The sequence below is a fragment of the Pseudomonas sp. SORGH_AS_0199 genome (genome assembly GCF_031453735.1).
GTDB classification, from domain to species: domain Bacteria; phylum Pseudomonadota; class Gammaproteobacteria; order Pseudomonadales; family Pseudomonadaceae; genus Chryseomonas; species Chryseomonas aestiva.
Genome location: NZ_JAVJAE010000001.1, coordinates 3714723 through 3732414, shown reverse-complemented (window position 1 = coordinate 3732414; position 17692 = coordinate 3714723). Strand labels below are relative to the sequence as shown.

Genomic DNA, 17692 nt, shown 5'->3' with positions numbered 1-17692 from the left:
GGCAAAACCTGCGCCAAGTCACGGGTTGCCAGGGGAAGATTACTTCTGCGGGATCAGCAGCAGGCGATCACGGCCATAGACGCGCTCCAGATTCTGCGGTTGCAACGGCAGGCTCTGGTATTGGCCGCGGGTCCAGCCCTTGCCCGGGGTGCCGGCCTGGCTCGCCTGCAGGGGCTCGGCCAGGCCGAAGTCCACCACCAGACGCAGCGCCGGCGCCAGCCAGGCCTGGTCATCGCCGCCCCAGTGGCTGGCGGTCAGGTCCAGGGTCGAGCCGTCGCCGCCACTGGCATTGCCATCCAGGCGGTGCAAGCGGCCCCACTGCCAGGCGGCGCGATCACTGCCCAGCTTGGCCTCGCAGGTTTCGACGGCCCCGGCCAGCGCGCGGGCGAAGATCGCCGGCTTGTCTTCACGGGCCGGCGTGCTGACGTCATCCCAATAGGGGCTGTCGTCACGGGCCAGGAGATGATCGACGATGGCGTTGTAGCCGGTGTCGCTGAGGGTGGTGAAGGCCTGCCAGGCCGGGCTCCTGGTGCCCCCCAATTCATCGGCGAAGGTCTTTTCGGCCAGGGCCTGCAAGAAGGCCTCGTAGAGCGCCGCATCCGCGGAACCGGCGGCCAGGCGACCGTCGAAGCCCTGCAGACGGCGCAGGGCTTCTTCCGCCTGCTGGCGCTGGGTGGCCGGCAGGGCGGCGATGGCCTGGCGCAGTGGCGCGGCGAAGCCGGGGGCGTCGAGCTGGGTCTTGAGCTTGGCGGCCAGGGTGGTGGTCTGGTCCTGCTGCAGGGCCATGGCGTCGCGGGTATCGAGGCGCGCCGAGCGCCCGGCCAGTTGTGCCAGGCGCTCCTGGCGCTCGGGGCCCGACCAGTTGCTGGACAGCTGCATGCCGTAGCCACGCGGCACCACGCGCTGGTTGGCGGCGCCCAGCCAGCCCTGGGCCGGGTCCTGATCGTAGGGGTGCAGCATGGGGTCGGCGTAGCCATCCCAGGCATAGCGCTCGTCCCAGCCGGGCGAGGGCAGCAGCCCCAGGCCGCTGCGGCGATTGGGATAACGGCCGGTCACCTGCCAGCCGACATGCTCGGCATCGGCGAATACCAGATTCCAGTCACTGGCGCGCAGCTCGCGAGCCAGTTCGAAGGCGCGCTCCACGTCCTTGGCGCGGGTGAGGTCGAAGAGGGCGTCCAGGCTCTTGTCGGCTTCCAGGCGACTGCTGCGCAGGGCCAGGCCGTAGCCGTTGGCGTCCGGCGCCAGGGCCAGATTCAGCAGCGGACCGCGCGGACTGGTGTAGAGGGTCTCGCGCCGCGGCTTTTCACCGCGGACGAAAAAGGTCTCCACCCGCTCGCCGGCCGGCTGCCACTGGCCGCCGCTCTGCACCTGCAGGCGACCGCCCTGGCGCTGCAGGCGTTCGAGGTAGAGGTCCTGACTGTCGCCCATCAGGGTCGCGGCGCCCCAGGCCAGCTTGCCGTTGTAGCCGTCGAGCAGCAGCGGCAGGCCGGGCAGGGTGGTGCCCACGGCCTCGAAGCGCGGCGCCCTCAGGGTCACCAGGGTGAAGGGCGACTGGCCGGCAAAGGCGCTGACCTTGTCGACGCCGAGCAGGCTGCGACCGCTGCGGGTATGGCCCGGGGTGGCGGCCCAGGCGGTACCGGTGGGGCCGCCGAAGGGGGCGAGCGCCGCCAATTGCCGCTGGACCTGCAGCAGGGCGTCGAGTCCGGGCAGCTGGCCGCGCAGATTCAGGCCGCGCAACTTGGCGGTCTCTTCTTCCGGTAGAGGTTCGTCGGGGTAGGTGGGCAAGAGCCAGGCCAGGCGTTCGGGACCGACCTGGGCGGCCAGGGCCAGCGCCGCGGTTTCCTTGCGCAGGTCCACCGCCTGGGCGAAGTTGAGCAGTTCGAAGAGCAGGGCGCTGTCTTCGGCTTTCCAGTATTCGGCGCGGTAGTCGTGGCCATCCAGCGCGACCCGCTCGCCGGCGCGATAGAGGTAGGCGTTGACACCCCGGGCATAGACCTCGAAGAAGGTCTTCATCCGCGGCGAGGCGTTGCCGTAGGCCACCTGGGCGGCCTTGCGCAGGTCCACGGCACGCATGAATCTGTCGCTGTCCAGGCGGCTTTCACCGTAGGCCTCGGCCAGCCGCCCCTGGGCCAGCAGGCGCAGCTCGACCATCTGCGCCAGGCGTTCGCTGGCGTGGACGTAGCCGAGGGCGAAGAGGGCATCGTGAAAGGTGGTGGTCTCGATCAGCGGCTGGCCGTCGGCATTGCGGCGCACCGAGGCGGTCTGCGCCAGACCGCGCAGCGGCAGGCTGCCCTTGAGTTGCGGCTGGCCGCGGGGCGACGGCTCCTCGGCGAAATACTGGCAGCCGGCGAGGGCGGTCAGCAGGCCGAGAGTGGCGAGGCGCAGCGGCGCGCGCGAGCGAAACGGGAGAGGCGAGACCATGAACAGCGGACACTCCGAGCGGATGGATGCGAACGGGTGGCTACGTTAGCAGGGTCCACCGGGGGAGCAAGCCTCGGGCGAGGGGTGGCGTCTGGGCGCTGCCGACAGGTCATCGGGAAAGGCGCCTGGCGCGGCACCAGACCGCTCAGCGCAGCGCCATCCAGATCAGCAGTGCGGCCTGGAACAGGCAGAACACCGCCAGGCAGCCGATGGCGAATCTCAAAGAGATGTCATCACGACGATAGAGGGCGATGCGGTCTTCCAGCTGACGCAGGCTGGCATCGCGCTCGTCGATCACCCGGTCGCATTGCTCCAGCAGGGTGGCGCCGTCCAGCAGCGACAGCAGTTGCACCTTGTCGGTATTCCAGTCCTCGCGCAGCTGGCTGACCCGGGCCGCCCGGCAGAGCTGCTGGCGCTCGTCGTCTGCCGCCGTCTCGACGGTGAAGCCCTGGGCGCCGAGCACGTGGTCGCGACGCTTGCGGCTGTCTTCGTCGAGGGCGTCGCGGCGCGCCAGGGGCAGGTCCTGCACCCGGTAGTGGTTCCAGCGCAAGCGCGCCCAGGCGGCCGCCCGGGCCAGCAGGAAGCGGCCCAGGCCGCGCTCCTCGGGCTCGATCTGCAGGCCGCGTTCGGGGCCCAGGCGGATTTCGCCGAGGCGATGGTCGACCCAGACCTCCAGCACGTTCACCTCGCGGTGCAGCAGCTGGCCGGGAATCTGCACCGTCAGCCGCAGCAGGCTTTCTTCGTCGCCATGGCGCTCGACCAGGCCGAGTTGCACGAAGCGCAGGGGGCGCACGCCCACCCGACGATCCGCCGGCTGCGGCATCAGCCGCAGCAGCTGGAAGCGCTCCGGCGGCAGGCTGGCCCAGGGATGGGGCTCATTGGGAACGGCTTCGACGGCCGGCGATGCTTGATCGGGGGTTTCCACGGGCGGACTCCAGCTGGCGCGCCTCCTGGGCGCCTGTGCCGGCTTATCGGCCAGGGTGCGGGGAACCTGAGCGCGCGACGAAGGCGCTCACGCGCTCGACCAGCGCGCGGGCCAGCGGCAGGTTGGGGTTGTCGTAGGTGGGCAGTTGCGCCTGGATGTCCGCCGGGGCGATGCGCAGCACGTGGTTCATGCCGGGAATGATCGCCAGTTCGGCATCCGGCTTGGCCCGCTGCAGGGCGCGGGCATCGTCCACCTCCACCTGCACGTCATGGGTACCCTGGACGATCAGTGCCGGGGCGTGGATGCCGGCAAAGGCCCTGGCCGGATTCTGGCGGAACAGCGAGATCAGATAGGGCTGGACGCTGGGACGGAACAGCACCAGCAATTCCTTCGGCACCTCGGGCACCGGCGTGCCGCGCAGCAACTGGTCGATGATCCACTGGGCGCTGGCCAGGCCGGCGGGCGACAGCTTGCCGGCCAGCTGCTCGCGCAGCACCACGTCGATGGGCCGGCCGCTGCCGGCCAGGGTGACCACGCCGGCGACCGGCACCCGGTCGGCGGTCAGGCTGGCGATCAGGGCGCCTTCGCTGTGACCGAGCAGGACCACCTTGGAAAAGCGCGGATCGGCGCGCAGCAGCCGGATCCAGCCGACCAGGTCGTCGACATAGCGCTCCACGCTGAGACGACTCTCGTCCGGCTCGGCGCCGCGACTCTCGGCCACCCCGCGCTTGTCGAAGCGCACGCTGGCGATCCGCTGCCGGCCCAGGGCCTCGGCCAGACGCTGCAGGGCGGCATTGCGGGCGCCGGGGGCGTTGCCATTGCGGTCGATGGGGCCCGAGCCGGAAACGAAGAGCACCACCGGTTGCGGACGCTCGCTGCGGGGCAGGATCAGACTGCCCTTGAGCACGCCGCTGCCGGTGTCGAGCTGGAGGGGGCGGTAGAGCACGGGATCGGCCGCCGTGGCGAGGGCGGGCAGGGCGAGGCACAGCAGCAGGGAGAACAGCAGACGCATGGCAGGAAGGGCACCGGAGAGCTGGGGTGTGGGGGCCTATCCCGCACACAATCCGTGTAAAAGACCACGGCGCGTGTAAAATCGCCTATTGCCAATTTGAATCCATACCTTTCACCCGTAGCGCGGAGCCCTCGCATGTCCGGCAATACCCTCGGCACGCTGTTTACCGTCACCACCGCCGGCGAAAGCCATGGCCCGGCGCTGGTCGCCATCGTCGACGGTTGCCCACCCGGACTGCCCCTGGACATCGCCGACCTGCAGCGTGACCTGGATCGGCGCAAGCCCGGCACCAGCCGCCACACCACCCAGCGCCAGGAAGCGGACGAGGTGGAGATCCTGTCCGGGGTCTTCGAGGGCGTCACCACCGGTACCCCCATCGGCCTGCTGATCCGCAACACCGACCAGAAGTCCAAGGACTACTCGGCGATCAAGGACCTGTTCCGCCCGGCCCATGCCGACTACGCCTACCACCACAAGTATGGCCTGCGCGACTACCGCGGCGGCGGTCGCAGCTCGGCGCGGGAAACCGCCATGCGCGTGGCGGCCGGCGCCATCGCCAAGAAGTACCTGGCCACCCAGGGCATCCGGGTGCGTGGCTACATGAGTCAGCTGGGCCCCATCGAGATCCCCTTCAAGACCTGGGACAGCGTGGAAGAAAACGCCTTCTTCAGCCCCGATCCGGACCGGGTACCGGAGTTGGAGGCCTACATGGATCAGCTGCGCCGCGATCAGGACTCGGTGGGCGCGCGCATCACCGTGGTCGCCGACGGCGTGCCGCCGGGCCTGGGCGAGCCGATCTTCGACCGCCTCGACGCCGAACTGGCCTATGCGCTGATGAGCATCAATGCGGTGAAGGGCGTCGAGATCGGCGCCGGCTTCGCCAGCGTCGCCCAGCGCGGCACCGAGCACCGTGACGAGCTGACCCCGGAGGGCTTCCTGTCCAACAACGCCGGTGGCGTGCTGGGCGGTATCTCCTCTGGTCAGCCCCTCGTCGCCCACCTGGCGCTGAAGGCCACGTCCAGCATCACCACCCCGGGGCGCTCCATCGACGTCCATGGCAATCCGGTGGATATCATCACCAAGGGTCGCCACGATCCCTGCGTGGGCATCCGCGCCACGCCCATTGCCGAGGCGATGATGGCCCTGGTGCTGATGGATCACCTGTTGCGTCACCGTGCGCAGAACGCCGAGGTGAAAGTGCACACGCCCACCCTGCCGCAACTCTGATCCGCGGACGGACGATGCCGGTTCCCTATTGGCGGCTGTCGGGCTTCTACTTCGCCTACTTCGCGCTGCTGGGGGCCACGGCGCCCTACCTGGGGCTGTACTTCCACCACCTGGGCTTTTCCGGCACCGCCATCGGCCAGCTGGTGGCCATCCCCATGCTGATGCGGGTACTGGCGCCCAACCTCTGGGGCTGGCTGGCCGATCGCACCGGCCGCCGGCTGAGCATCGTCCGCCTCGGCGCCGCCTGCACCCTGCTGTGCTTTTCCGGTATCTACTTCGGCCAGGGCTTCGCCTGGCTGGCGCTGATCATGGCCGGCCATGCCTTTTTCTGGCACGCGGTGCTGCCCCAGTTCGAAGCCATCACCCTGGCCCATTTGCGCGACCAGCCACAGCGCTATGCGCGCATCCGCCTCTGGGGCTCGATCGGCTTCATCGCCGCGGTGGCGGGGCTCGGCTGGGCCTTCGAATACGTCAGCCTGGATCTCTATCCGGCCTATCTGCTGCTGGTGATGGCGATCATCCTGCTGGCCTCGCTGGCGGTGCCAGGGGTCAAGGTCGATCCAGGCCAGCGGCCCGAGGCGCCGGCCGAGCCCTTCCTGACGACCCTGCGCCAGCCGCGGGTGCTGGCCTTCTTCGCTGCCGCGGCGCTGATGCAGCTGTCCCACGGCCCTTACTACACGGTCTTCACCCTGCATCTGGAAGAACTCGGTTATGGCCGCGGCGTCATTGGTCAGCTCTGGTCGCTGGGCGTGGTCGCCGAGGTGCTGATCTTCCTGGTGATGCCGCAACTACTGGCGCGGCTGGCGCTCAACACCCTGCTGGTCGGCGCCTTTCTGATCGCCGCCGGGCGCTGGCTGCTGCTGGGCACCCTGGCCGACCAGTTGCCAGTGCTGTTGTTCGCCCAGCTCCTGCATGCGGCCACCTTCGCCTGCTTCCACGCCGCCGCCATCCAGTTCGTGCAATCCCATTTCGACCGCCGCCGCCAGGGCCAGGCCCAATCGCTCTACGCGGCACTTTCCGGGGCTGGCGGGGCGCTGGGCGCGCTGTATGCTGGCTATGCCTGGCAGGTGTCCGGCGCCCTTGCCGCCTTTGCCGGCGCCTCCCTGGCGGCGCTGGCAGGCGCCTTCCTCATCCTCTTGTCCGTTAGGTCCAGTACGAAAAGTGCCTGCGCTCGGTGATGCTTCGTTGAAAAACACCTGGATCGCCAGCCCGGTCGCAATGCTCATTTACCTCTCGTAAACTCCGCTTCCTCATCGTTTTTCGCCTCGCCTGACCATCGCTCGGCGACTTTTCGTACAGAACCTAGGAGAACCCTCCATGATCCAGCAGCGTGAGCAACTGGCCCGGGAAATCATCGACGCCGGTCGCTTCCTCTATGGCCGCGGCTGGTCGCCGGCCACCAGCAGCAACTATTCGGTACGGCTGTCCGACAGTCGCCTGCTGCTGACCGTCTCCGGCAAGCACAAGGGTCAGCTGGAGCTGGACGACGTGCTCGCCACCGATCTCGACGGCACGCCGCTGGAGGACAAGAAGCCTTCGGCCGAGACCGCGCTGCACACCCAGCTCTATCGCTGGCAGCCGGAGATCGGCGCCGTGCTGCACACCCATTCGGTGAATTCGACGGTGCTCTCGCGCCAGCTCGAAGGCGATCGCCTGCTGCTGGACGGCTACGAGCTGCAGAAGGCCCTGCATGGCGTCACCACCCACGACGTGCGAGTGGAGATCCCGGTGTTCGACAACGACCAGGACATCCCGCGTCTGGCCGACCAGGTGCAGACCTGGCTGGACGTGCATCCCGACTGCGTGGGGTACCTGATCCGCGGACACGGCCTCTATACTTGGGGCCCGCGCATGGCCGACGCCCTGCGCCACGTGGAAGCCTTCGAATTCCTCTTCGAATGCGAACTCAAGACCCGGAGCCTGCGTCCATGAGCCGACTGACCGTCTACCACGATGCCGAACCGCGCCAGCCGCTGAAGGTGATCAGCGATGGCGAGCACATCGCCGCCACCCTGGCCGAGGTCGGGGTGCGTTTCGAGCGCTGGCAGGCCACCGCCCCGGTGGCGCCGGGCGCCAGCCAGGAGGAGGTGATCGCCGCCTACCGGCCGGAGATTGATCGTCTCATCCAGGAGCGCGGCTACCAGACCGTCGACGTCATCAGCATGCATCCCGAGCATCCGCAGAAGGAGGCGCTGCGCGCCAAGTTCCTCGAAGAACATCGCCACAATGAAGACGAGGTGCGCTTCTTCGTCGCCGGTCAGGGCCTCTTCACCCTGCACATCGACGACCAGGTCTATGCCGTGCTCTGCGAGAAGGACGACCTCATCTCGGTGCCGGCCGGTACGCCGCACTGGTTCGACATGAGCGAGTCGCCGTCCTTCGTCGCCATCCGCCTGTTCGACAATCCCGATGGCTGGGTCGCCCACTTCACCGGCGTCGACATCGCCCAGCGCTTCCCGCGCCTGGAGGTCGAGGCGTGACGATCAAGGCCATCCTCACCGATATCGAAGGTACCACCAGCGCCGTCAGCTTCGTCTTCGACGTGCTCTTTCCCTATGCCCGTGAGCACCTGCCGGCCCTTGTGCGCGCCCATGCCGGAGAGCCGGCGGTGGCCGAGCAACTCGATGCCGTGCGCGCCGAAGCCGGCGAGCTGGACGCCGACGTGGAGCGGGTGATCGCCATCCTGCTGGAATGGATCGCCACCGACCGCAAGGCCGCACCGCTCAAGGCGCTGCAGGGTCAGGTATGGGAGCAGGGCTATCGTGCCGGCACCCTCAAGGGCCACGTCTATCCCGACGCCGTCCAGACCCTGCGCCAGTGGCACGCGGCGGGGCTGCCGCTGTACGTCTATTCCTCCGGATCGATCCAGGCGCAGAAGCTGATCTTCGGCTGCTCCGAGCATGGCGATCTCACGCCTTTGTTTTCCGGGTATTTCGATACCCTGACCGGCGGCAAGCGCGACGCCGAGTCCTATGCGCGCATCGCCTCGGCCACCACCCACGCGCCGGCGGAACTGCTGTTTCTCTCCGATGTGGTGGAAGAGCTGGATGCCGCGCGCCAGGCGGGCCTGCCGACCTGCGGGCTGGTACGTGCCGGTGGCCAACTGGGCGATCATCCGTGCGTGGCGTCCTTTGCCGACATCGATCTCGCCGGACTCAGCTGAAGCCCACGGCCGGCCTCGCTGCCAAGCGAGCCGGCCGAACTCGACGCCCTCATCGCCAGTCCCAATTGACGAGACCTGTGTCCTCGCAACGGGAGTCGCGACATGATCAATTCCACCATCGGCGGTGTACTGGGCTTCATCGTCTTCCTGCTCGACATCTGGGCCATCGTCAACGTCATCCGCAGTGACAGCACCAGCAATGCCAAGATCGGCTGGACGGTGCTCATCATCGTGCTGCCGGTGATCGGCCTGATCGCCTGGGCTGCCGCCGGACCACGCGGCAATCGCTCGGCCACGGCACCCACGCACAAGGGCTAGCTAGCACAACGCTGGAGCCTGTCACATCCAGCTCTTACAATGCCCGGCTTTTGGCCGGGCATTGTCTGTCTCGGCCAGCCACCTGCGGAGATCGACATGAGCGACTACCTGGAAACCCTCTACGACGGCTACGGTCAGCGATTCACCGTCGAGCGCATGCTGCACGAGGTGCGCACCGAGCATCAGCACCTGGTGATCTTCCAGAACGCCGTGCTGGGCAAGGTCATGGCCCTGGATGGCGTCATCCAGACCACCGAGGCCGACGAATTCATCTATCACGAGATGCTCACCCACGTCCCCCTGCTGGCCCATCCGGCGCCCAGGCGGGTGCTCATCATCGGCGGTGGCGACGGTGGCATCCTGCGCGAAGTGGCCAAGCACCGGGGTGTCGAGCACATCACCATGGTCGAGATCGACGGCTCGGTGGTGGCGATGTGCAAGGAGCACTTTCCCGGTCACTCGGCAGGCGCCTTCGACGACCCGCGGCTGAAGCTGGTGATCGACGACGGCATGAATTTCGTCGCCAACACCACCGAACGCTACGACGTCATCATCTCTGACTCCACCGATCCCATCGGACCGGCCGAGGTTCTCTTTTCGGAGAACTTCTATCAGGCCTGCCATCGTTGTCTGAACGACGGCGGCGTGATGGTGGCCCAGAACGGTACTCCGTTCCTGCAACTGGACGAGGTCAAGACCACTGCCAGCCGCATGTCCGGGCTGTTCGCCGATTGGCACTTTTATCTGTCGGCGGTGCCTACTTACATAGGGGGCGTCATGACCCTGGCCTGGGGTAGCAAGGACTCGACCTTGCGTCGGCAGAATGCCGAAACCCTGGCGCAGCGCTACAGTGATACAGGCATCCAGACCCGTTATTACACTCCGGAGCTGCATGCCGCAGCCTTTGCTCTACCTCGATACGTGCTGGAGGCCATCGGCAAGGCGTAAGCCCTGGCGGTCGCTGCACCGTTCGAGTTCTCAGCCGCGACTCGCCAGGCGTCGGTAGCGACGTCCAGCGAGACGATCATCCGAACCAGAGGAGGGAAGTCCTATGTCCTTGTCGTTTGCCGATGATGTGAGCTTGAACCTGCTGCAGCGGATGAAGGAGGGCGGCTTCGATTTCGCCCGCTTCCATCCCATCGACTTCTTTGCCATTTTCGCCGATGAAGGCAAGGCCCGCATCGCTGCGGACCAGTTTCACGGCGAATCCCTCAACGCCCAGGTGCTCCCCCATGAAGAGGGCGGCTGGCATCTGCAGGTCAGCAAGGTGATGTTCGCCACCCACGCCACCATCGATGATTTCGAAAGCGATCTCGAGGCGGTGGTGGCGCCTCTTGGCGGTCAGCTCGATGGCTGGGGCGTCACCCAGGAAGTCAGCCGCAGCTCCGCCTGATCCTGCACGTCCCGAGGCGGCATCCCAGACGGGGTGCCTGTCTCATCTCCGGTTACCGCTCGGCCCCTCAATCATCGCACTTTCCGCGTGGCGCACCGTCTTAGGCTCATGACGGAGACGTTGCGGTGCATGCGCACGCTGACGTGCCTGGGTTTGGTGCATCGTGCGACTCGCAGCCGCGCAAGGGCTTGATCTTGAAGGCTCTGGCGCTGGCACGCGGCTTGCGAAGCTGCACCGTGGGTGACAAGGAGATCGGCATGAGCCGCCAACTGTATAACGAGATGTATGACGTCCAGGCACAGTGTCGACCGCATTATGGTCGCTATGCCCAGTGGCTGAGCGAGACACCCCCGGAACTCCTGGCCCAGCGTCGGCGTGAAGCCGATCTGCTGTTCCATCGCGCCGGGATCACCTTCACCCTCTATGGCGACGAACAGGGCACGGAACGCCTGATTCCCTTCGACGCCTTGCCGCGCGCCATTCCCGCCAGCGAATGGCAGATCATCGAACGCGGCTGCATCCAGCGTGTCCAGGCGCTGAATCTCTTTCTGCACGACCTCTATCATGACCAGCGCATCATCAAGGCCGGGGTCATTCCCGCCGAGCAGGTGCTGGCCAACGACCAGTATCAGCTGGCCATGCAGGGGCTGGACCTGCCCAATGGCATCTACGCCCATATCGCCGGGGTCGATCTGGTACGAGATGGCGATGGCGCCTACTACGTGCTGGAAGACAACCTGCGCACCCCCAGCGGTGTCTCCTACATGCTCGAAAACCGCAAGATGATGATGCGGCTGTTTCCCGAGCTGTTCACCCTGGAGCGCATCGCGCCCATCGACCACTATCCGAACATCCTGCTCGATACCCTGCGCAGCTCCACCCCGGTCAACAACCCCACGGTGGTTGTCCTTACCCCGGGTCGTTTCAACAGCGCCTATTTCGAACACGCCTTCCTCGCGCGCGAGATGGGCGTGGAGCTGGTGGAGGGTGCCGATCTGCTGGTGCGTGACGAGCAGGTGTTCATGCGTACCACCTCTGGCTTCCGCAAGGTCGATGTCATCTATCGGCGTCTCGACGACGCCTTCCTCGACCCGCTGGCCTTTAATCCCGATTCCATGCTCGGCGTGCCCGGTCTGCTCGCCGCCTATCGCGCCGGCAATGTCATCCTGGCCAATGCCATAGGTACTGGGGTGGCCGACGACAAGTCGATCTATCCCTATGTGCCGGAGATGATCCGCTTCTATCTCAGCGAAGAACCCATCCTCTATAACGTGCCCACCTGGCAGTGCCGCAAGCCGGACGAACTGTCCCATGTGCTGGCCAACCTGCCCGAGCTGGTGGTCAAGGAAGTCCATGGTTCCGGCGGCTACGGCATGCTGGTCGGCCCCACCGCCAGCAGCCTGGAGATCGAAGCCTTCCGCGCGCGGCTCAAGGCCAACCCCAGTGCCTACATCGCCCAGCCGACTCTGTCGCTGTCCACCTGCCCGACCTTTGTCGAGAACGGCATCGCGCCGCGCCACATCGACCTGCGGCCCTTCGTGCTGTCCGGGCGCAAGACGCGTCTGGTGCCTGGTGGCCTGACCCGGGTCGCCCTGCGCGAAGGCTCGCTGGTGGTGAATTCCTCCCAGGGCGGCGGCACCAAGGACACCTGGGTGGTCCAGGACTAGATCGCCACAGAACAGTGGCCGCTCCGGCGGCCCCGCAAGGACCTTTGAAAGGCGACCCCACCATGTTGAGTCGTACCGCTGCCGATCTGTACTGGATGTCCCGCAACCTGGAGCGCGCCGAGAATCTCGCGCGGATGCTGGACGTCAGCTATTCGCTGTCGATGATGCCGCAGAGCGGGCAGGGCGGAGGCCTGGATGAACTGGCCATGCCACTGCTCATCACCGGCACCCTGGATGACTACCGGGAAAAGCACGGGGCCCTGCACCCCGAGCGCCTGCTGCACTTCTTCGCCCTGGACGAGCGCAACCCTGGCAGCATCTATTGCTGTCTGCAGGCTGCGCGCAGCAATGCCCACGCGGTGCGTGGGCGCATCACCGCCGACATGTGGGAGAACGTCAACTCCACCTGGCTGGAGATGCGCGAGATCGCCGTCACCGGCCTGATCCGCTTCGGCATCAGCCGTTTCTGCGAGTGGGTGAAGGAGCGTTCCCACCTGTTCCGTGGCGCCACCGTCGGCACCATCATGAGAAACGACGCCTATCGCTTCATCCGCCTGGGTACCTTCGTCGAACGCGCCGATAACACCCTGCGCATGCTCGACGCTCGCTACCAGGTGCTCGGCGAAGAGGAAGCGGAAGCCATCAGCGATGCCTCCGCCCGCGGCTTCTATCAGTGGAGCGCCCTGCTACGCGCCCTGAGCGCCTTCGAGGCTTATACCGAGCTCTATCGCGATGCCCTCAACGTGCGCAACGGCGCCGAGCTGCTGCTGTTGCAGGAAGACCTGCCGCGCTCGCTGCTGGCCTGCGTGATCGAGCTGCACCGGGTGCTGGTCAGTCTGCCCGGCGAGAACGGTCGCGAGGCCAAGCGCCTGGCGGCAGGCCTGGAGGCACGCCTGCGCTACACCAGCATCGACGAGGTGCTCGAAGAAGGCCTGCATGCCTGGATCGGCGATTTCATTGTCCACGTCCGCCAACTCGGCAGTGGCATCAACACCGCTTACCTGGAGATCGTATGAGACTCGCGATCCATCACGAAACCCTGTATCGCTACGCCGACCTGGTCCGCGCCAGCATCCAGTACCTGCGTCTCACGCCACAGGACGACGCGCGACAGAAGATTCTCAGCTGGGAGCTGGCACTGCCACGCCCGGCGCTCGCGCAGCGCGATCCCTTCGGCAACATTCTCCATGTGCTGACCCTGGACACCCCGCACGACGCCATCACCATCACCGCCAGCGGCCAGGTGGAGATCGACGAGACCTTCGAGGCGGAACCGTGCCAGGCCTCGGCCTTTCCCTTTCTGCGTCAGACCCGGCTGACCGAGGCCGACGAGGCGCTTACCGCCTTCGCCCGCGAGGTCTGCGACGGTCGCCGGGATCGCGCCACCCTGATCCAGCTGATGGAGCATTTGCACGAGCGCATGACCTATGTGCCCGGCTCCACCGAGGTGGACGGCAATGCCGCCCAGGCCTTCGCCAAGGGGGCCGGGGTCTGTCAGGACCATGCCCATGCCTTCCTGGCCTGCGCCCGCAGCCTGGGCATCCCGGCACGCTATGTGTCTGGCTATCTGTGCACCGATGACAGCGCGCACCTTTCCAGCCACGCCTGGGCGGAAGCCTGGCACGACGGCGCCTGGTACAGCTATGACGTCACCAATCGCCTGATCCGACCGGAGCGGCACCTGCGCCTGGCCATCGGCCTGGACTACCTGGATGCCTGTCCGGTGCGCGGCATGCGCCGCGGTGGCGGGGTGGAGCACATGGAGGCCAAGGTACTGGTCGAGCCCTTGCAGCAGGTGCAGCAACAGCAATAATCAGCGCTGCCCACAGCAGACGAGAAGGCGGCCACGGGCCGTCTTTTCTTTTGGGGTCGGGCCTGTTGCGTTGACCGTTCCATCACCCGAGGTTCGCATGACCTATTGCGTCGCCATGAAACTGCAAGATGGCCTGGTATTCGTCGCCGACTCCCGCACCAATGCCGGGGTCGACAACATCGCTACCTTCCGCAAGCTGCATCTGTTCCGGATCCCCGGCGAGCGCCTGATCGCCATCCAGTCAGCGGGCAATCTGGCCACCTCCCAGGCGGTCGTAAGTCTCCTCCGACAACGGCTGGACAGCGAGCGGGACAACCTCCACGGGGTGCCCACCCTGTACGACGCCGCCCGACTGCTGGGCCAGACCCTGCGCGAGGTCCTGCAACGTGACGCCGAGGATGCGCCCCAGGGGCACGGCCTGGACCTGAGCTGTTCCTTTCTGCTGGGTGGGCAGATCCGCGGCGCGGAGCCGGAGCTGTTCAATCTCTATCCCCACGGCAACTTCATCAGTGCCACCGAGGACACGCCTTACTTCCAGATCGGCGAGAGCAAATACGGCAAGCCCATCCTGGATCGGGCGCTGACCTTCGCGACGCCGCTGGAGGAAGCCCTGCGCTGCGCGCTGCTGTCCTACGACGCCACCATTCGCAGCAATCTGTCGGTTGGGCTACCGCTGGATCTGGTGGTCTATCCGCGTGATCGACTGGCGCAGGTGAGCAGTCATCGGATCGACGAACACGATCCCTACTTCCAGGCCTTGCGCAAGGGCTGGGGGGAGGGATTGCGGGATCTGCTGGCAGCCTTGCCGGCAGCCCCTGCGGACTATTGGCGCTAGGGATCAGCCAACGAACCGCGAGAGGTTGGGGATGACCAGCACTACGGTGGTGACGATGAGCACGAAACTCGCCTGACGCCACTTGGGGACGGGATTCTTGAACATGACTCGGGGCCTTTATTGTTAGCTGTTTAGAGCCTTTACGTCTTCAGCGGGAAGCGCTTGCGCAACAGCGGCATGCAATTACTGATACCCGCAGGCTTGAGCACTATCCAGTAGCTATAGAACATAAATTTCAGTTTTGTGTCGGTAACCGGCCAGGCGGTTATCAGAAATGTCGTACCAGGCAATTTTTCCTTTGCTTTCAGCCGATTAGAAAAATGCTTGCGACGCTACCGTTGGTCGGAGGTATCAATGACCTTGAGGGCGGGGAAAGCGACCAACCGGTCATCCCGTGAACGGGGCAGGGCGGAGCACCTTCCAGGTCGTGAATGCAAATGCATGAATAGATTGAAGAAAAAGCTTGCCATCGAAATCGCCTTTGCCTATAGTTGCGCGCCTCGGTGATGCAGATGCAGCCGCCGAGCAAATCTGGTGAGGTGTCCGAGCGGTTGAAGGAGCACGCCTGGAAAGTGTGTATAGGAGAAATCTTATCGAGGGTTCGAATCCCTCCCTCACCGCCAGATCTGAGAGAACCCCTGAGAGCCCAGCTCCAGGGGTTTTTTCTTGCCTGCGATTTGGCCAGGCCATCCAGAAATCAGGCGGCCTGGGCGAAGGTCGCGGCGGTATCCCGCGCGTTGGGCAGGACTGCGCTCAGCTGCGCCAGGTCGATGCTGGCGAACAGCGGGCCGCTCAGGTCCTGCACCTTGCTGTCGCCGGCGTTCTCGTGGAGCACCTCGGCCACGGCGACCGCCTGGGCCACGATCAGCGCATAGCCATTGCTTTCCGGTGCCTGCAACGGGCGCGCCTGGTAGCCGATGGCGTCGCGCAGCACCTGGGGCAGCTGCCAGCGGCGCGCCAGCTCGGCGCCTACCTCCGGATAGCCAAATCCCAATTGCAGGGTTTCGTCCGCGGCGCGATGGCTGCTGGCAGTGGCGCGACCGGCCAGGCTCGGCGCCAGCTCCGGCGCGCCGCTCTGGATCAGCAACTCGCCAATGTCATGCAGCATGCCGCAGGTAAAGGCGGTTTCCTGATCCAGGCCGGCCTGCTTGGCCAGCGGCTTGCACAGGCTGGCGACCAGGAAGCTGTTGTACCAGAAGGCCTGCAGATCGAAGCCGGGCGCGGATTTGAAGCCGCTGGCGAAGGCCGAGGCCAGCACCAGGGTGCGCAGGGTGTTGAAGCCCAGACGCAGGGCGGCGTCTTCGATGCTGGTGGATTCACGGGCGCCGCGGAAGCGCGCCGAATTGGCCAGGCGCAGTACCTTGGCGGCGATGACCGGATCGCGCGCCACGGTGCGCGACAGGGTTTCGATGCTGGTGTTGGGGTCGTCGAACTGCCGGATCAGAACCTGCGCCACCTCGGGAACGTTGGGCAGGTTGTGCAGCTGGGCAAAGAGGGTGTCGAGTTGCATGGGCGTCTCCGCGGAAAAGGGTTACATCTCCTTACACCCTCGTCATCGGTCGCCTGCGCGGATTTCTGTAGCTGTCATGTGACGATCGGTCGCAGCCCGGGCGGCCAATACCGGCTAGCCGGGAAAAATTGCTTTGCTGGTCAGGGACCTGCCGCCAGCGAGCCAGGCCTGCCTGGCTACGCCCTTACCGTTCGTCGAGGGCGAAATCGACCTGGGTCAGGCCCGCTTCGCTGGCTTCCAGCACCCAGCCGCGACGGTCCCAATCGCCCAGCACGATACGTTCGGCCGGCTGGCCATCGAGCAGGAGTTCATGGCGGGCGGGCCTGTGGGTATGGCCGTGGATCAACGTCGTCACCCGGGCGGCGCGCATTTCCCGCTCGACCTCGGCCTCGGTGACATCGGTGATGTCCATGGCCTTGGCCCGGGTCTGCTGGCGACTCTCGCTGCGCAGCTTGCGTGCCAGCTTCTGGCGGCTGGCCAGTGGCAGGTTGCGCAGGACGAAGAGGGTGAGGGGGTTGCGCAGGATGCGGCGCAGCTTCTGGTAGCCCTCGTCACGGGTGCAGAGGGTGTCGCCATGCATCAGCAGCACCCGGCGGCCGTGGAAGTCGGCGATATGGCGATCCGGCAGCAGGCGGCAGCCGGCCTGGCGGCAGAAGGCCTTGCCAATGAGGAAGTCGCGATTGCCATGCATCAGGTAGACGGCCGTGCCGCTGTCGGCCAGTTGGCGCAGGGCGGTGGCGATTTCCTGCTCGAAGGCACCCATGGCGTCGTCGCCGATCCAGGCTTCGAACAGGTCGCCAAGGATGTACAGGGCCTCGGCACCGCGGGCACGGGTTTCGAGGAGATGCAAAAACGCCCGGACCAGGTCCGGGCGTTGCAGTTCGAGATGCAGGTCGGAGACCAGTAAAATCACTCGACGATCTCGGCCTTCTCGATGATCACGTCTTCGCTCGGCACGTCCTGGTGACCGGCCTTGCTGGTGGTGGCGACGCCCTTGATGGCGTTGACCACGTCCATGCCCTCGACGACCTTGCCGAACACCGCATAGCCCCAGCCCTGGCTGGTGGGCGCGGTATGGTTGAGGAAGGTGTTGTCGGACACGTTGATGAAGAACTGCGCCGAGGCGGAGTGCGGGTCCATGGTGCGGGCCATGGCGACGGTGCCGATCGCGTTGGAGACGCCGTTGTTGGCCTCGTTCTTGATCGGGGCGCGGGTCGGCTTCTGCTTCATGCCCGGCTCGAAACCACCGCCCTGGACCATGAAGTTGCTGATCACACGGTGGAAGATGGTGCCGTCGTAGTGACCGCTCCTGACGTATTCCTTGAAGTTGGCCGCGGTTTCGGGCGCCTTGTCCTCGAAGAGTTCCAGGGTGATGACGCCGTGGTTGGTGTGCAGCTTGATCATGGCA

The 17692-nt window shown here is 66.1% G+C and carries 18 protein-coding genes and 1 tRNA gene; 13 read left to right on the top strand and 6 right to left on the bottom strand.

Translation table 11 applies throughout. The features are described from left to right. Positions 1–39 precede the first annotated feature (39 nt). The 3 genes from QE444_RS17455 to QE444_RS17445 form a co-directional block, all read right to left on the bottom strand. Positions 40–2421: a penicillin acylase family protein gene (locus QE444_RS17455; RefSeq protein WP_309740323.1), complete on the bottom strand. Its 2382-nt coding sequence runs from the start codon at positions 2419–2421 to the stop codon at positions 40–42. Positions 2422–2566: 145 nt separating this feature from the next. Next, positions 2567–3346, bottom strand: a complete 780-nt coding sequence (locus QE444_RS17450) for a hypothetical protein (RefSeq protein WP_187979725.1) — start codon at positions 3344–3346, stop codon at positions 2567–2569. A gap of 43 nt (positions 3347–3389) precedes the next feature. Continuing rightward, positions 3390–4358, bottom strand: coding sequence for an alpha/beta fold hydrolase (locus QE444_RS17445; protein WP_309740321.1), 969 nt, complete (start codon positions 4356–4358; stop codon positions 3390–3392). Positions 4359–4493: 135 nt separating this feature from the next. Between QE444_RS17445 and aroC the strand changes: the two genes are divergently transcribed. The 13 genes from aroC (at position 4494) to QE444_RS17380 (ending at position 15397) form a co-directional block, all read left to right on the top strand. Next, positions 4494–5585: a chorismate synthase gene (gene aroC, locus QE444_RS17440; protein WP_187979723.1), complete on the top strand. Its 1092-nt coding sequence runs from the start codon at positions 4494–4496 to the stop codon at positions 5583–5585. Positions 5586–5599: 14 nt separating this feature from the next. Further along, a complete protein-coding gene (locus tag QE444_RS17435; RefSeq protein ID WP_309740318.1) occupies positions 5600–6763 on the top strand; it encodes an MFS transporter in 1164 nt (387 codons plus the stop codon). 139 nt (positions 6764–6902) lie between these two features. Next, positions 6903–7517: a methylthioribulose 1-phosphate dehydratase gene (locus tag QE444_RS17430; RefSeq protein WP_133861148.1), complete on the top strand. Its 615-nt coding sequence runs from the start codon at positions 6903–6905 to the stop codon at positions 7515–7517. After that, entirely contained in the window at positions 7514–8065 is a 552-nt protein-coding gene (locus QE444_RS17425) for an acireductone dioxygenase (RefSeq protein ID WP_017642184.1), read from the top strand. The genes QE444_RS17430 and QE444_RS17425 overlap by 4 nt, the downstream gene beginning before the upstream one ends. Then, positions 8062–8748, top strand: a complete 687-nt coding sequence (gene mtnC / locus QE444_RS17420) for an acireductone synthase (protein ID WP_309740313.1) — start codon at positions 8062–8064, stop codon at positions 8746–8748. The genes QE444_RS17425 and mtnC overlap by 4 nt, the downstream gene beginning before the upstream one ends. A gap of 105 nt (positions 8749–8853) precedes the next feature. After that, entirely contained in the window at positions 8854–9066 is a 213-nt protein-coding gene (locus tag QE444_RS17415; RefSeq protein WP_026083979.1) for a PLDc N-terminal domain-containing protein, read from the top strand. Positions 9067–9162: 96 nt separating this feature from the next. Beyond that, positions 9163–10014 carry a polyamine aminopropyltransferase gene (gene speE / locus QE444_RS17410; protein WP_273862309.1) on the top strand — a complete coding sequence of 284 codons (852 nt, stop codon included), beginning with the start codon at positions 9163–9165 and terminating at the stop codon, positions 10012–10014. A 103-nt stretch (positions 10015–10117) separates the two neighbouring features. After that, positions 10118–10459, top strand: coding sequence for a ribonuclease E inhibitor RraB (locus QE444_RS17405; protein ID WP_133861144.1), 342 nt, complete (start codon positions 10118–10120; stop codon positions 10457–10459). Positions 10460–10716: 257 nt separating this feature from the next. After that, complete coding sequence (locus QE444_RS17400) at positions 10717–12126, top strand: circularly permuted type 2 ATP-grasp protein (protein WP_187979718.1); 1410 nt, start codon at positions 10717–10719, stop codon at positions 12124–12126. A 62-nt stretch (positions 12127–12188) separates the two neighbouring features. Beyond that, complete coding sequence (locus tag QE444_RS17395; protein WP_158891247.1) at positions 12189–13142, top strand: alpha-E domain-containing protein; 954 nt, start codon at positions 12189–12191, stop codon at positions 13140–13142. Then, positions 13139–13939: a transglutaminase family protein gene (locus tag QE444_RS17390; RefSeq protein WP_187979716.1), complete on the top strand. Its 801-nt coding sequence runs from the start codon at positions 13139–13141 to the stop codon at positions 13937–13939. Before QE444_RS17395 ends, QE444_RS17390 begins: the two co-directional genes overlap by 4 nt. 97 nt (positions 13940–14036) lie before the next feature. Then, positions 14037–14774, top strand: a complete 738-nt coding sequence (locus QE444_RS17385) for a proteasome-type protease (RefSeq protein WP_158891243.1) — start codon at positions 14037–14039, stop codon at positions 14772–14774. Positions 14775–15307: 533 nt separating this feature from the next. After that, positions 15308–15397, top strand: a tRNA-Ser gene (locus QE444_RS17380). A gap of 74 nt (positions 15398–15471) precedes the next feature. Here QE444_RS17380 and QE444_RS17375 read toward each other — a convergent pair. From QE444_RS17375 to QE444_RS17365, 3 genes are all read right to left on the bottom strand, one after another. Continuing rightward, positions 15472–16284 (bottom strand): HDOD domain-containing protein, encoded by an 813-nt coding sequence (locus QE444_RS17375; RefSeq protein WP_187979714.1) that lies wholly within the window; start codon positions 16282–16284, stop codon positions 15472–15474. Between the two features lie 184 nt (positions 16285–16468). Then, complete coding sequence (gene lpxH / locus QE444_RS17370; protein ID WP_280306353.1) at positions 16469–17197, bottom strand: UDP-2,3-diacylglucosamine diphosphatase; 729 nt, start codon at positions 17195–17197, stop codon at positions 16469–16471. After that, on the bottom strand, positions 17194–17688 hold the full coding sequence (locus QE444_RS17365) for a peptidylprolyl isomerase (protein WP_280306354.1): 495 nt from the start codon (positions 17686–17688) through the stop codon (positions 17194–17196). The genes lpxH and QE444_RS17365 overlap by 4 nt, the downstream gene beginning before the upstream one ends. Positions 17689–17692 lie beyond the last annotated feature (4 nt).

What these genes read in the sequence shown, in the direction of transcription:
- QE444_RS17375 (WP_187979714.1), bottom strand. Translation starts at nt 16,284, where the DNA reads ATGCAACTCGACACCCTCTTTGCCCAGCTGCACAACCTGCCCAACGTT.
- QE444_RS17400 (WP_187979718.1), top strand. Translation starts at nt 10,717, where the DNA reads ATGAGCCGCCAACTGTATAACGAGATGTATGACGTCCAGGCACAGTGT.
- QE444_RS17385 (WP_158891243.1), top strand. Translation starts at nt 14,037, where the DNA reads ATGACCTATTGCGTCGCCATGAAACTGCAAGATGGCCTGGTATTCGTC.
- speE (WP_273862309.1), top strand. Translation starts at nt 9,163, where the DNA reads ATGAGCGACTACCTGGAAACCCTCTACGACGGCTACGGTCAGCGATTC.
- QE444_RS17445 (WP_309740321.1), bottom strand. Translation starts at nt 4,358, where the DNA reads ATGCGTCTGCTGTTCTCCCTGCTGCTGTGCCTCGCCCTGCCCGCCCTC.
- QE444_RS17430 (WP_133861148.1), top strand. Translation starts at nt 6,903, where the DNA reads ATGATCCAGCAGCGTGAGCAACTGGCCCGGGAAATCATCGACGCCGGT.
- QE444_RS17405 (WP_133861144.1), top strand. Translation starts at nt 10,118, where the DNA reads ATGTCCTTGTCGTTTGCCGATGATGTGAGCTTGAACCTGCTGCAGCGG.
- QE444_RS17435 (WP_309740318.1), top strand. Translation starts at nt 5,600, where the DNA reads ATGCCGGTTCCCTATTGGCGGCTGTCGGGCTTCTACTTCGCCTACTTC.
- aroC (WP_187979723.1), top strand. Translation starts at nt 4,494, where the DNA reads ATGTCCGGCAATACCCTCGGCACGCTGTTTACCGTCACCACCGCCGGC.
- QE444_RS17390 (WP_187979716.1), top strand. Translation starts at nt 13,139, where the DNA reads ATGAGACTCGCGATCCATCACGAAACCCTGTATCGCTACGCCGACCTG.
- QE444_RS17455 (WP_309740323.1), bottom strand. Translation starts at nt 2,421, where the DNA reads ATGGTCTCGCCTCTCCCGTTTCGCTCGCGCGCGCCGCTGCGCCTCGCC.
- QE444_RS17425 (WP_017642184.1), top strand. Translation starts at nt 7,514, where the DNA reads ATGAGCCGACTGACCGTCTACCACGATGCCGAACCGCGCCAGCCGCTG.
- QE444_RS17395 (WP_158891247.1), top strand. Translation starts at nt 12,189, where the DNA reads ATGTTGAGTCGTACCGCTGCCGATCTGTACTGGATGTCCCGCAACCTG.
- QE444_RS17365 (WP_280306354.1), bottom strand. Translation starts at nt 17,688, where the DNA reads ATGATCAAGCTGCACACCAACCACGGCGTCATCACCCTGGAACTCTTC.